Source organism: Mycoplasmopsis glycophila, assembly GCF_900660605.1.
Taxonomy (GTDB): domain Bacteria; phylum Bacillota_I; class Bacilli_A; order Mycoplasmatales; family Metamycoplasmataceae; genus Mycoplasmopsis; species Mycoplasmopsis glycophila.
The window spans coordinates 324,015-338,281 of record NZ_LR215024.1 but is presented as its reverse complement, the minus strand read 5'-3'; the positions used below and the strand labels follow the sequence as shown (position 1 = coordinate 338,281).

Sequence of the window (14,267 nt, the reverse complement as noted above, 5' to 3'; positions counted from 1 at the left end):
ATGTCATTACGTATATAGACATAAAAATCATATAAAAATATTATTTTTTGTCAATTATGCCAATCGCTTTTTGTGCCAAACATTTTTTGTTTTTATAGCTTAATTTTAGTTATTTTAGTAAAGCTATTTTTCTTTTAGAAAATATGGTGATAAAAAAAGTAAAAATTAGCTTCAAAAAAGTTGAATTTTTTCTTAATTTTTACTTAATAAAATGCACTCATTTTAAAAGCTTCAATATATAATTTATATTATGTTTAAAAGAATTATTAATTGAAATATATTTAAAGTGAATCCATTCGAAGCGCTAGCTCCGATTGTGTGATCTAAAAGAGAAATAAATCCTAAATTAGAAAAAATTAAAGGCGAAATTATATTGTTAAGAACAATTTATGCAATTGTTATTTTTATCTCATGTATCGTTTCATTTTTATCACTTTTTGATTTAGGTACAATTAAGTGACTCAAAATTATTATTGGAATTATTCAAATTATTACTTTCTTTGTTTTCATCATTGATTACGTCTTACACATGCTAACATATCAATATGCAAGCGATAAAAGTTATTTAAGAGTGCCTTTTGTACATTTACGTTACTTCTTTAGTTTCAACTCTTTTGTAATAATTTGTTGTTTATTAGCTTCAATGCACGTTGTCGAACACTTTGGAGCAATTAGTCCAGATCTTAAAAATTTCCTTTCAAACATAAAAGGACTTAACGTGTTTAGAATCATAAGATTATTTATGGTTTTAACCTTATTTGGTCCATTTCAAGTTATTACTCAAGTTTTTGCAACTCAAAAGAAAGTTTTAACTTCAGTATTTATTTTAATTATTGTTTTAATTGTTCTCTTTGCTCTTGTTATTTGAAATAATGAGATCACATTTTTAGAAGAACAACAAAAAGAATTTTTAGACGCTAAAATCCAAGCTCAATTTACTAGCGAACAAATAAATTCACCAGAGTGAGCAAAACAAATTGAAGATTTTAAAACAACAATTATTAACTCAAGCGATTATCAAGCTTTAAGTAGTGGTTACATTACAGATTTTTGAACATCAATTTACTTTACAACAATTACCTTAACAACAATCGGTTATGGTGATTACGCGCCACATGCGCCAGTAAGTAGAATGATCGTAAGCTTCATTGCATTGATGGCAATTGCTATTATTGCTATCCCTTCTGGGGTTATTGCTGGAGCTTTCTTAACAGAAATGCAAAATCGTGCTAAAACACAACAAGAACAAAAAAAGATCAATAAGCCTAAAAAGATTTTAAACATGATCGAGAAAAAAGCAGAAAAGAGTGAAGAATATGATAAAACTAGGTAGTTTCGTTTCATTTAAAAAGCCTAATTATTTAGTAGGAGCAGCACAAGAAAGTATTAATAATGGAGCAAATACAATGATGATTTATCTTGGTGCACCACAAACAACAGCTCGTGCTGATGTTGCTTTATACCAATTAGAGGAATTTGAAAAAGAGTATCAATCAAAAATTGCTAAAGATGATATAGTTGTTCATGCTCCATACATCATTAATCCTGCTAATCCAGAAAAAAGTGCATATTCAATTGATTTTCTAGTTAAAGAAATTAAAAGAATGAATTATATTGGTGCTAGGCTACTTGTTTTACACCCTGGAGCTTATACTAAATATGATCCCGAAGATGCATTAGATACACTTGTTGATAGCTTAAAAACAATTTTAGAACAAACAGAAGATGTCATTATTTGTATTGAAACAATGGCTGGTAAAGGTACTGAAATCGGTATTAATTTCGAACAAATCAGTTACTTATTAAAGTGAGTTAACTCCGATCGTTTAAAAGTTTGTTTAGATACTTGTCACATGTGAGATGCTGGTTATAACTTAAAAGAATACAACAAATTCAAAGAAGAACTTAAAAAGTGAGATCTATTAAAAGAAGTTAAAGTCATCCATTTAAATGATTCAAAAAACGATTTAAACTCGCATAAAGATAGACACGCAAATATCGACCAAGGTTTTATTGGTTTAAAAACGCTTCAAAGATTTGTGCACGATCCTGATTTTGATAATATTCCAATCATTTTAGAAACTCCTTTTGAAGGAACGCAATCTCCTTACAAAGAAGAAATCAAAATGTTACTTAACAAAGAATAACAAACCTAAAATATCGAAAATTATTTATAAAAAATGTTTGCTTTATAATTTTTAGTGTATAATATTAAAGCAAACACACGCGAGTGTAGTTTAATGGCAGAACTTCAGCCTTCCAAGCTGACTATGAGGGTTCGATTCCCTTCACTCGCTCCATTTCATTTTAATGACCATAGACACAACTTTAAGTTGTGTTTTTTTATTTTCTAAAAATAAAATACAAAAAAGCAAGTTAATTAAACTTGCTATTTGATCGAAAATTTTCAATTTGTAAAAGAGCTTCATTTAAAACTTCTTCTTGATTTTTATTATTTGTATCTAAAATACAATAATTTACACCATATTCTTGGCAGAGCTTAATAAAATTACTTTTATAATCGTGATGTAACTTTTTGTAATATACTTCATTAATGTTTCAATTATCAATTTCTGCCTTGCGGTTTCTTTGGAAAATACGATTTTTAAAAGTTTCAAAATTAACATCTAAATAGATAACAAAATCAGGGATATTAAAACTATCAATCATTTTATTGGCCATTGTTTTATAAGATCTTCATCTTTTAGGATCATTTTCAAAAGCAATTTGAGAAAAGATGATGTGTTCAACTGAAAAACGATCTAAAAAAAGGAAATAATCAGCAAATTGTTTTTTAAGCTCATTTTCAATTTTATATAGTTCACTAATGTGCGAATCTAAAACATATAGTTCAAAAGATAAAGTGATGTTAGGTTTTTTCTCAAGATGTCACTTTAATAAATTGTTAAAAACAACATCATTCTCTTTAAATTCATTTAAAAAATATGCTGGTTTTTGTAAATTGTTTTTGTAATGTTCAACAAGCAAGCTCACCAAAGTGCTTTTACCAGATGAAATCATTCCACTTACTGCTACTTTAATAATTACCTCCTTGTTTTAAAAAGTTATTAATAAGTTCTTGGCTTTCTTTAAAAACTTCTTCTTCGCTTTTGTTATCGGTATCTATAATTTGATATTTAACATTAAATTCTGCACACAATTTAAGAAATTCTGTTTTATATATCGAATGGAGTTTTTCTCAATATCACAAACTAGCTTCTCAATTATTAATTTCAGCTGGTCTTGATCTTTTCAAGATTCTTTCTTTAAATGTTTCGAAATTCATATCAAGAAAAATTACAAAATCTGGAAGAGAATTAGCAGAAACTAGTTCAGTCACCCCTGCTTTATAAATTTCAAGATAATTCTGGTTTCATTCATTTTCAAAATCAATATAAGCAAAAATGCAATGTTCAAGCGGAAAGCGATCTAAGAAAATAAAATTCTTTGATTCATCTAAATTTAGATTCTTGAATTTTTCCCTAATAGCTTCAACACGATGAATATGACTATCCATTACATAAATATCAAAACTTAAACCAACATGTGGTTTATTTTTTAAAAATCAATCTAAATAAGTATCAAAAATAAAATCGTTATCTTCATACTCTGAAAGTGATAAATTTTCATTTCCATAATGGCTTGAAAGTTTTTTAACTAAAGTGCTTTTGCCAGATGAAATCATTCCGCTTACTGCTATTATCATTTTGCTCCTTTTTTGTAAAAAATAAATTCTACTTTGCTTAATACAAGTAAAGTAGAATTTATAAATCAAAAACTTTTTGTGGTTCTTTTAAAAGTTCAACTAGTTTATTTAACAATTTTTCTTCTCACATAGTATGTCCAGCTTGTTCAATAAAGAATAATTCGGAATTATTTAAAGCTTGGTTCAATAAATAAGCTCCAATTGGTCTTGTATCAACATCCTGTCTACCATGTACAATAATTGTTTTGATATTCTTAATTTTACTAATATTTTCTAAAATGTAATTATCTGAAGGTAAAAAACTTTTATTTATGAAATAATGGGATTCCAATTTTGCAATTTGTAGATCACCAGGTTCAAAAACTAAATGTTTTGAAAGATCAAAATCTAAATTGGAAACTAGATTTGATTCTCATAAATTAAACTCATATGCTGCTTTTTGAATTTCTTCTTGTGAATTTTGTGGGTTTGTGAAATACAAGTAATATTTTTCTAAAATAGATTTACCGGTTATTTGTTTAGATTCAATATAACTTTTGTACCTTTCAAAAGCTTCTGGATAAAAATCACTTGCACCTTTTTCATATAAAAAGTTCACATCTTCTTGACGCGCTAAAAAAACACCTCTTAATAGTAAAGCTAAAACACGTTCAGGATGAGCAATTGCGTAACATAAAGCTAAAGTTGTGCCTCAACTACCACCAAAAAGAATTCACTTCTCGATATTTAATTTGATTCTTATTTTTTCAAGATCTTCAATTAAATCAAAAGTTGTATTATCTTTAATTTCTGCAAATGGAATGCTTTTTCCTGCTCCCCTTTGGTCAAATAAAATAATATGATAAAGATTAGGATCGAATAAACGTCTAATTTTTTGTGAAATTTGACCACCAGGGCCACCATGTAAAAAGACGATAGGAATTCCGTTCGGGTTTCCTAAAAGTTCATAATAAATACTGTGAATTTCACTTACTTTTAAAAAACCTTGTTCATATGGTTCTATAGCATTAAAAAGGTTTTTGTCCATTGTTTTCTTCTGGTCTTGAAAATACGTAGTGACCATCTTGTGTAACTAAAACATCATCTTCAATTCTAGCTCCACCTAAACCTTCAATGTAAATTCCAGGTTCAACTGTAATAATCATTCCTGGCTCTAAAACAAAATCTGAAAAAGCTGAAACTGATGGTCACTCATGGACATCGATCCCTAATCCGTGACCTGTTGAGTGTAAGAATAAATCACCGTATCCTTTTGAAACAATATAATTACGACATACTTTATCAATTTCAGAAGCTTTGATACCAGGTCTTACCGCTTCTCTTCCTCTACGGGCTGATTCTTTAACAATTTCAAGAATTTCAACCATTTTTGGATCTTTAGCCATTTCTTCACCACCAAAAATAGAAGTTCTAGTAATATCAGCTGTATATCCTTTGTATAAAGCTCCAAAATCTACTTTAAGTAATTCACCCTTAACAAGCTTACGTTCTGTAGGGTGGTGGTGTGGTTCAGCACTTGAAGGACCAATTGCAATAATTTCGTCAAACCCTTCTTTATCTGCACCATTCATTTTAAGAAGGTAATTTAAAAGAGCTGCAGCTTCTTTTTCAGTCATACCTTCTCTTACTTGTTGCATAAATTGATTATATGATTTAAGAGAAATATCAATAACAGCTTGCATTTTTTCAAGTTCAGCTTTTGATTTCACAATTCTGAGATATTGAGCATCTACTCACTCAATTGTTTCAGGGTTAACCATTTTTACAATTCTATCTTGAACTGATTTAGTTAAATAGTTTTTTTCCAATGCAATTTTCTTGAAATTTCTTTGCGCAAATCATTCGGACATTGAATTTCCTTTGATAAGTACAATATCAACATTTTTAGCATGTTTTTGAGCGTATTCAATATATCTAGAGTCCACAAATAATGTAGCTCTATCCTTTTCGATAGCTATAAATCCATCTGTTGTTTGAACATCAGCGTATCACAATCTTGTTTGTGGAGCTTCAGAAATAAGAACTTCTGCTCCTGATTTTTCGAACATTTCATTTAATTTTGTACGATCCATTTGTATCTCCTTTTTGAATTTTATTTTTATATAAACAATTATAAATAATTAAAAAAAAGAATAGCTTAAAACTATTCATTTTTTAATGTATATTATTTTTTTTCTTTGTGGTTTGTGTGAGCATTACATTTTGAACAATATTTACTTAATTCTACTTTTTCAGGAGTATTTTTTTTGTTTTTCTTTGAAATGTAATTCTCCATTTTACATGTAGTACATACTAATGTATATCCTTCTCTTGCCATAAATAGCTCCTTTATTTTTTAATTGTTAACAATATTTTTAATATTATAACAAAAAGAACATTTTTTAAAACTTTTTAAGCTTCTTTTTATGTATTAAAAATGCACATTAGCTTCTTTTGATTACTTCATTTGTGTCTAAATTATAGATTTTGCTAGGCACATTGCTCATTTTGCCAAAATTATAAAAATGAGAAACGTTTGGAAACACTTTTTTGGCCATTTCTAGTTCTAAAGGTTTTTCTCCTGACAAATTACAACTAGTCATATAAAGTGGACCATTTACAAGTAAATAATCAATTAAAAGCTTTTGATCAGGCATTCTAAATCCTTGGTCGTTCACAATAATACTATTGCTTCCTGGTCACACTTTCTTTGCGAGCTCATCTGCTTCTAAATTTCACTCTTTAAAGCTACGTGCTTGTTCAATGCTTCCAACTAAAATCATAATTTTTTTACTGTGAGGTCTTTTTTTAAGAAAATAGATGGTATCGAGCGTTTCTTTTTTCACAGGGCCACCGATTCCTAAAACAGTATCTGTTGTACAGATAATAATTTCTTCAAAATTATATTTCATAGCTTTTTATATTATAGTTATTTATTCCAAAAGTATGATTGCTTTATTAAAAAATCAAACACCAAAAAGTGTTTGATCTATGTTTTATAAGTCTTTCATCGAAACATCTTGTCTTTGTTTTGAAGAAGCAACATATAAAGGCATTGTGCTAAGGTGCATTGAAGATGCAACTATACTTGCAGGAAACATAAATATTTCTGTATTAAATCTAGTAACTTTTGAGTTGTAAAGTCTTCTAGTTGCAGCTATTTCTCTTTCAATATAAGTTGTTTGATCCATTAATTCTTGATATAAAACACTTGCTTTAAGTTCTGGATAATTTTCATAAATAGCCATTAAACGACCTAAAATAGAAGTATTTAAAGCTTCAATTTGAGCTGAATTTTGAATTGTGTTTCCTGAATTAAGTAAGCTTCTATATTGTGCTACTTCTTCAAAAACACTAGCTTCGTGTTTTTTGTATGATTTAACTTGATCAGCTAATTTAGTTAATGTATCAGCTCTTTTTGCTAATTGTACATCAACTCCTGAAGCTGCATCGTTAATTGAGTTTTGCATTTTTAAAAATGTGTTTTTCTTCACAATATAGTAAATAAGTGGAAGAATTAAAATACAAGAAATTCAAAATAAAGTTTTAAGAACAGGTGAAACGCTTGGACTTTTTGGTCTATTATCAGCATTTGGATTAAATTCCGCTCTTTCTTGATTTGCTTGGTATGTTGGATCGAATAAATTTGACATAAAGTCTCCTTTTTTATTATTAATTTTGATAACAAAATTATATCAAAAAACCACCTCCTAGATAGAGGTGGTTCATAAATTATTATTTAGACATTTTTTCAAGACGTTTGTTAAATTTATCAATTCTTCCTGTTGCCTTAACTTGTGAACGGTTTCCTGTGTAAACAGGGTGGCATCCTGAACAAACATCAACTGTAAAGCTTTTTCTTGCTGATTTAAAATCAAATTCTTTTCCACATGTTGAACATTTAACTTGAACTTCAAAATATTGAGGGTGAATATCTTTTTTCATAAATCTTTTCTCCTTCTAATTAGTACTATTTTGCGTAGTACTCAACGATTAATGCATCTTTGATTTCTGAGTGCATTTCGTTTCTTTCAGGTAATCTGTCGAATGTTACTTTGAAGTCTTTTCTTGTCATTCAAGCTGCAGCTGCTTTATTTTCTAAAGCTTCTTTAATTTGAACATTGTTTCTTGAAGCTTCTTTAAGTTCAATAACATCACCTAAAGAAACAATCATTGATGGAATGTTTGCTTTTTTACCATTTAATGTAAAGTGTCCGTGGTTTACTAATTGACGAGCTTGTCTTCTTGTTGTAGCAAATCCTGCTCTGTAAACAACGTTATCTAAACGAGCTTCTAATAATTGTAATAAGTTTGTACCTGTAACACCTTTGATTTTAATAGCTTTTTCGAATGCTTTACGTAATTGTTTTTCGCTTACACCAAACATGTATTTAACTTTTTGTTTTTCATATAAGTGTAAACCGTAATCTGAAAGTTTAACTCTTTTGTTTCCGTGTTGTCCTGGTGCGTATGTTCTTTTTCTTCCTTTAGAAAATTCTTTTCCTGTTTCAAGAATTGAAAAACCATAACGACGAGCTTTTTTGAACACTGGTCCTGTATATCTTGACATATTTAATTTCCTCTTTCTGCATAAAAATAGCTAGAGGGTTTGTTTCTATCGAGATAATTTTCACTTAATGTTTTCAGTTAATCAGCTTACTTACTAGCAAATTGTTTGAGACAAGTGAAAATTATTTTTCAACATAACAAACTGCTGTTTTATGCTTATTTATTTTAACATTTTTTATTTAAAAGCAAAATAAAAAAATTCAATCCAAATTTCTTTGAATTGAACCTTCTATTTTATCTTCTGCCGTATATATCTAATAGGAATCTAACTAATTGAATATATGTAAGGAATAAATTAATTCCAGCATATGTTCCTTCACGTCAAACTGTTGTATTAGGAGCAAATTTCATCTCGTGTGCTTTTTTCTTCATAACGTAGAATTGTAAAATTGTAGATAAACTAAGAACAGCTATTGCAATTGCGGAAATCACCATTTCCATTTTGTTACTAAAGATGAAAAATGATGCAATTACTAAAATAATAAAGACAAATAAAAGCACAGATGCAATAACTTTAATACTTCTCATATCAACAAGTTCAAAGTATCCTAAAATACCCATTACAAACATAATTCCAACTGGCGCTAAAAGTATCGCAACTATTTTTCAAGCATTTTGTTTAATATCTTGGATTTGAGTTCCAAGAATCACTCCGATTAAAAAACCAAAGAAAATAATAAACACAACGCTGGCTACAAATAACCAAGGCAGTGATAGCCTGTTTAAACGGTAAGAAAAAATAATTGTAAGGATAAAAATAATTGCAGCAGGAATGAAAAAGTGTGGAAGATGACTAGCTACTCATGCTGAAAAATTAAAATTACCACTTGTGAAAATATAAGTTAAAGTTAAAGCAAATGCTAGACAAAGTGCAACACAAATAGAAAAAATACTAGCTGTAATTCCATAAAATTTTTTCGCTGCTTTAGTATCATCGAGTGAAAATGTTATTTCTTGACTATTGTCTTGAGTTTCGTTAAACATGTTCTCTCCTTTCTTTTTACATTTAATTTAAATATTTAATTATTTAAGCATATATAATTTTAATATATTTATGCACAATAAGGAGCAAAATTATGTACATACCTAAATTAAGCATTAGACAAACACAAAGTGCTATTCAAGACTTAAAAAAAATATTCCAAGAAGAATTAAAGAAAAATTTAAATCTAACTCGTGCAACAGCGCCGTTATTTGTTTCAAAAGAATCCGGATTAAATGATGGGCTAAATGGTGAAGAACCTGTTGGTTTTTTACCTAAAAATTCAACTCACAAATTAGAAGTTGTTCACTCCCTTGCTAAATGAAAAAGACACGCTCTTAAGCAATATCATTTTGCACCATACGAAGGTTTATACACTGATATGAATGCTATTCGTAAAGAAGAAGATTTAGATGAAGTCCACTCATATTATGTTGACCAATGAGATTGAGAAAAAGTAATTTTAGAAAAAGATCGTAATTTAGAATTTCTTAAAGAAACTGTCAGAAAAATTTATCTTTCACTCCAAAACACAAAGAAAAGATTGCAAGAAATGTTTCCTGCTCTTGACGATAAATTAGCTGATGAAGTTTATTTTATAAACTCTCAAGACCTTGAAAACCTATATCCAAATGAGACAATCGAAGAAAGAGAAAACAAAATTGCTAAAGAAAAAGGTACTGTTTTTATCTATGAAATCGGTTATCCACTCAAATCAGGCGTAATTCATTCAAAAAGAGCTTTCGATTACGATGATTGAAACCTAAATGGTGATTTAATTGTTTACTCAAACATTTTAGATCGTGCTATTGAATTATCTTCAATGGGAATTAGAGTCGATAAAAATAGTATTGTAAAACAGAGTCAAAAAACAAAAGAAGATCTAATTAAACTTTCTCCATACCATAAAGATGTTATTTTAGAAAAATTACCACTGACAATTGGTGGTGGAATTGGACAATCCAGAGTAAGTATGTTTTTACTTCAAAAGGCTCATATTGGTGAAGTTCAAGCAAGTTATTGACCAGATGAATATCGTGAAAAAATGATGAAAAAAGGAATTGAGTTACTTTAATTTTAAAAACACAAAAATAGAGGTTAATTGACATGAAAAAACAAATTAGAAAAATTATTTTACCTTCTCTTTGTACAGCGGCTCTTACATTCCCAATTGTTCTTTCTTCAAGTTGTGAAGATCAAACTTTAAAAGACAAAGTTAAAGAATATGAAAACCAAATAGAAACACAAAATAATAAACTCCAAGAAATCCAAGCTAAACTAGAAAGTTTAATTCAAGAATTAGAAAAAGAAAAAGCTAAAAACAAAGATGCTTTAAGCGAGCTAGAAACTAAAGTTAGCGAAAATGAAGCGCTAAAGCAAGAATTAAGCACAGAAGTTGCTAACTTGGAAGAAAAGAAAACTGAACTTCAAAAAGCTCTCAAAAACTTCGAAACTAACAAAACCGAACTAGAAGGAAAGAAAAAAGAAATTCAAGAATTAAATAAACAATTAGCTGAAAAACAAGAATCATTAGATTATGTTTTATCGCAATATGAATATTTCAAAGAAGAAAACCGCCGTTTAACAAACCAGTTAAATAGCACAGATACAGAAATTCAAGCTTTATTGCAAGGTATTAAATTAATTAACAAAGATGGTCTTTTTTCAGCGTTTTTTGCTGATCTTGTTGATTCAGGCTTAAATGAATATCCTAGTGTTTTTATCACAAGAAATGCTGCTCAAGTGTTCCTTTCAAGCTTCATTCAAATGATTGGTCAAATTAACGCTTTCAAAGATAAAAACAAGCCATATAATGACATATTGTACTTTATTGATGAAAGTGTTTGAAACTATGAAAAAGCCTTAAACGAACCAAACACACAAAGATTTAACCTTGAATATCTTGATGATAAATATCACTCAATTTTCAATATCAAAAACAAGGAATGAAACCTTGAAGAAGGTCGTATTTCATTAATCAACAACACCAAGTACATTAGCGGTGTTAATAAACCATTTGATACATTTTTCAAAAGCATGGATGAGATGTTAACTTATTTCCAACCATACCTAGACAAAGGAGTAAAATTGTTCGACTTTTACATCCCTGAAATTAGTTGAATATTTGATGCTAAAGAGGACATGAGAAACTGAATTTTTAAGCATGCTAATAAAATAGTATTCATTAGTGATGGTAATGCACAGCAATATCATTTTATTGAAAATCATTATCAAAATTGAGCATTAAATGATAAGCCTCGTCAGTATTCAAAAAGCGAACTTTTAGAAATTTGAAATAATTTCCAACAAAATGATAATGTTAATAAATTGCCAATTGATTTTGAATATTTCTACACACTAGAAGAAAAATTCAAAATTTATAACCTAGAAAAAAACTACATTAATTCATTTAATGGCAAACTTAGATCAAGAGGAAAAGAATGAGCAGTTTTAAATATTAATCAATATCCTGTTGATCCATATGAAATACAAAACTATCTTCAAGTTACAAATCAAGATTTTATTAATGAGTTTTTAACAGTTAATAAAATCAATAAAACAAGCTTTTTAGATTTTATAATCAAAGGAAGAGAAAAATTCGATCCACGGAAAAAGAACTTAATCTTTATTGGTTCTTCGTTATTTAAAAAGAATAACAAAGGGTGAAGAATTAACCAAAACCAAAGAGCTTATCAAGAAATTCAAAACTACATTGCAAAACTTAAAGAACTTTATCCCCTTTCAGAGTATAACTACTTCTTTAAGTTGCACCCTAGTTACTTAAAATCTGACGCAGATGAATATATTGATTTGTTATTTGGAACAGAAGATGCTAAAAATAGTGCAATATTATTAGATCCAACACTTGCATGAGAATACTTAATGTCAATTGATATCCAAAATATGCAAAATGATAGCTCAATTTTATTCAATAGTGACGGAACATCTAAAACAGAGCTCTTCGGATTACAAGGTACAACCACAGTGCTATTAACAACAATGGTACTTCTAAACTCACATTTTGGATGAGATGCAGAACAAATCAAAACATTTGTAAACTTTCATAATTTCCCACTTTCAAATACATTCAATATTCTTTCGCGTGATAAATATTACGAAAATCCTGATGTAGCTTACCAAGCAAACCTTGCTCAAATGGCAAGAGTTTACAAATACTTCCTTGGACTACCTTTCTTCCCGCAAGAATCAGATTGAATTGATATGCGAGCATTCTTTAAAAGACAAAATTAATAAACTAAAAAGGACGCAGAAACTTTATTGTTTCTCGTCTTTTTTGTTGCTAATTAACTCCTTTAGCTTGCTAAAAAAGAAAAAGAAAAATCACACAGAGTGTGTGTGATTAGTTCTTATTCAGCTCATTTAACAAGTTCTTTTTTACCTTTTGTTAATGCTCAACCAAGTGTTGCACCAATAGCTACAACTGATGTAATTAAGTTTCCAATTAACATTTTTACACCATTAGACATAGCGTTATGGATTACATAGTTGAAGTTAAGTTTTGCTGTGTAGAATTTAGCTTCAGCATCACCATTTTTTCATGAGAATTGTAAAATGTTTCCAATTCATGAAGCTGAACCTTGGCTTGTTGCATATGTTTGACTCATTCCAAGTCAGTATCCACCAACTGCTGATGCAATAGCACCAATAATTAATGGATATTTAAGAGGTAAGTTAACTCCAAAAAGAGCAGGTTCTGTAATTCCTAAATTAGCTGAAATAGCTGATGAAGTAACTTTAGAAATTTGTTTATCTTTCTTAATAACTAAAAGAGCAATTAAGATTCCAATTCCAACCATTCCTTGTGCAATGTTTGAAACAGTTGCAATAGGTGTAATTCAAGTAAATCCTTGACCAAAGTCTTTTGCTGTAGTTGTTACAAGAGTAGCTTCAATTGGCAAGAACCCTTGGTGAAGTCCTGTAATAACTAAAAATGGGTACACAAAAGCAATAAGTGCTCCACCAATTCCGAAGAATGGGAAGTTTGTGTATGTTCAAATTTTTTCGAATGCTAATCCGATGTATTCTGAAATAGCACGACCAATTGGTCCAATAATTCAGAAACCAAGGAAAATAGTAACGAAAACAGTTACTAATGGAACACTTAAGATAGCGATTGTTTCGTGAGAAATTTTTGTCATTAATCTTTCTAATCAGTATCCTAAATATACAATCATTAATACTGGAACAACTTGTGCTTGGTATCCAATTAATGGGAAGCTAAAGAATCCTCAACTTTTTGGGAAAAGAGTATAAGCAACAGTTGTTGTTGCATTAGCTGCTGCCGGATCATTTAAATTGAATAACTCATAGCTACTTTGTGATCATGAATTCATAAGTGATGGAGCAATCATGATAATACCAATTGCAAGTCCATAGAATGGATTTCCACCAAATTTTTTCATTGCTGTATAACCAACAAAAGCAGGTAATGAACCTAAAATAGCTCCTCCGATAATGTCGAAGAATTTTTGCATTCCTAATACAGAAGAGTTTTTTGATCCAAAAGCTCCGATAAAGCTAGTTAAAGCAAGTGCGATCCCTCCTGCGATAAAAAGAGGAATTAAAGGAATAAAAATTTCAGCAAATGCTCTAATTCCTGATCTAATGTTTAAAAATAAGTTATCTTTAAATGAAGCGTCTTTTTGTCATTTAAAGGTTTTGTTTTTCTGTTCTGATTTAACAACAGATGATGAATCATCTTGTGATGCTTCGTATTTTTCAAAAACTTTATTAACAAGTCCAGCACCAAAAATGATTTGAACTTCACCATTAGCGATATTAACACCTTTGGCTAATTCAATTGATTCAAGTTCTTTTTTATCTACAAGTTCAACATTCTTCACAACTGCTCTAAAACGAGTTGCACAGTGGTAAACTTTTTCAATGTTAGACTTTCCACCAAGTCCTTTATTGATTTCTGAACTGATTTTGTTTCAATCGTAATTCATTCAATAGTCCTTTCTATTTGATTTAAAATCTCTAATATTATATAAAAATTTCCATTATTCT

At 29.2% G+C, this 14,267-nt stretch carries 15 protein-coding genes and 1 tRNA gene; 5 read left to right on the top strand and 11 right to left on the bottom strand.

Annotated features, from left to right (window positions below; genetic code table 4):
- Positions 1 to 250: 250 nt before the first annotated feature.
- The 3 genes from EXC46_RS01270 (at position 251) to EXC46_RS01260 (ending at position 2,300) form a co-directional block, all read left to right on the top strand.
- Entirely contained in the window at positions 251 to 1,333 is a 1,083-nt protein-coding gene (locus EXC46_RS01270; protein ID WP_052353016.1) for a potassium channel family protein, read from the top strand.
- On the top strand, positions 1,317 to 2,147 hold the full coding sequence (locus EXC46_RS01265) for a deoxyribonuclease IV (RefSeq protein ID WP_027333645.1): 831 nt from the start codon (positions 1,317 to 1,319) through the stop codon (positions 2,145 to 2,147). Before EXC46_RS01270 ends, EXC46_RS01265 begins: the two co-directional genes overlap by 17 nt.
- 79 nt (positions 2,148 to 2,226) lie before the next feature.
- Positions 2,227 to 2,300: transfer RNA gene (locus tag EXC46_RS01260), tRNA-Gly, on the top strand.
- A gap of 76 nt (positions 2,301 to 2,376) precedes the next feature.
- On the opposite strand, the gene EXC46_RS01255 is transcribed toward EXC46_RS01260, so the two are convergent.
- From EXC46_RS01255 to EXC46_RS01210, 10 genes are all read right to left on the bottom strand, one after another.
- A complete protein-coding gene (locus EXC46_RS01255; RefSeq protein WP_052353017.1) occupies positions 2,377 to 3,021 on the bottom strand; it encodes a deoxynucleoside kinase in 645 nt (214 codons plus the stop codon).
- Between the two features lie 16 nt (positions 3,022 to 3,037).
- On the bottom strand, positions 3,038 to 3,706 hold the full coding sequence (locus EXC46_RS01250) for a deoxynucleoside kinase (protein ID WP_027333647.1): 669 nt from the start codon (positions 3,704 to 3,706) through the stop codon (positions 3,038 to 3,040).
- A 58-nt stretch (positions 3,707 to 3,764) separates the two neighbouring features.
- Positions 3,765 to 4,733, bottom strand: a complete 969-nt coding sequence (gene pip, locus EXC46_RS01245; protein ID WP_027333648.1) for a prolyl aminopeptidase — start codon at positions 4,731 to 4,733, stop codon at positions 3,765 to 3,767.
- Positions 4,714 to 5,778, bottom strand: a complete 1,065-nt coding sequence (locus EXC46_RS01240; protein WP_027333649.1) for an aminopeptidase P family protein — start codon at positions 5,776 to 5,778, stop codon at positions 4,714 to 4,716. Before EXC46_RS01240 ends, pip begins: the two co-directional genes overlap by 20 nt.
- A 92-nt stretch (positions 5,779 to 5,870) precedes the next feature.
- A complete protein-coding gene (gene rpmG, locus EXC46_RS01235) occupies positions 5,871 to 6,023 on the bottom strand; it encodes a 50S ribosomal protein L33 (RefSeq protein ID WP_027333650.1) in 153 nt (50 codons plus the stop codon).
- Between the two features lie 106 nt (positions 6,024 to 6,129).
- Complete coding sequence (locus EXC46_RS01230; protein ID WP_027333651.1) at positions 6,130 to 6,597, bottom strand: Sua5/YciO/YrdC/YwlC family protein; 468 nt, start codon at positions 6,595 to 6,597, stop codon at positions 6,130 to 6,132.
- Between the two features lie 84 nt (positions 6,598 to 6,681).
- Positions 6,682 to 7,338: a LemA family protein gene (locus tag EXC46_RS01225; protein WP_027333652.1), complete on the bottom strand. Its 657-nt coding sequence runs from the start codon at positions 7,336 to 7,338 to the stop codon at positions 6,682 to 6,684.
- An 82-nt stretch (positions 7,339 to 7,420) separates the two neighbouring features.
- A complete protein-coding gene (gene rpmE / locus EXC46_RS01220) occupies positions 7,421 to 7,630 on the bottom strand; it encodes a 50S ribosomal protein L31 (RefSeq protein ID WP_027333653.1) in 210 nt (69 codons plus the stop codon).
- 25 nt (positions 7,631 to 7,655) lie between these two features.
- The gene (rpsD, locus tag EXC46_RS01215) at positions 7,656 to 8,255 is read right to left on the bottom strand and encodes a 30S ribosomal protein S4 (RefSeq protein ID WP_027333654.1); all 600 of its coding nucleotides are present in this window, start codon (positions 8,253 to 8,255) and stop codon (positions 7,656 to 7,658) included.
- Positions 8,256 to 8,488: 233 nt separating this feature from the next.
- Entirely contained in the window at positions 8,489 to 9,238 is a 750-nt protein-coding gene (locus EXC46_RS01210) for an MAG0110 family membrane protein (protein ID WP_027333655.1), read from the bottom strand.
- A 92-nt stretch (positions 9,239 to 9,330) separates the two neighbouring features.
- On the opposite strand from EXC46_RS01210, the gene asnA reads away from it, so the two are divergent.
- Entirely contained in the window at positions 9,331 to 10,311 is a 981-nt protein-coding gene (asnA, locus tag EXC46_RS01205) for an aspartate--ammonia ligase (protein ID WP_027333656.1), read from the top strand.
- A 32-nt stretch (positions 10,312 to 10,343) separates the two neighbouring features.
- Positions 10,344 to 12,488 (top strand): coiled-coil domain-containing protein, encoded by a 2,145-nt coding sequence (locus EXC46_RS01200; protein WP_027333657.1) that lies wholly within the window; start codon positions 10,344 to 10,346, stop codon positions 12,486 to 12,488.
- 116 nt (positions 12,489 to 12,604) lie between these two features.
- On the opposite strand, the gene EXC46_RS01195 is transcribed toward EXC46_RS01200, so the two are convergent.
- Positions 12,605 to 14,206 (bottom strand): PTS transporter subunit EIIC, encoded by a 1,602-nt coding sequence (locus EXC46_RS01195; RefSeq protein WP_027333658.1) that lies wholly within the window; start codon positions 14,204 to 14,206, stop codon positions 12,605 to 12,607.
- Positions 14,207 to 14,267 lie beyond the last annotated feature (61 nt).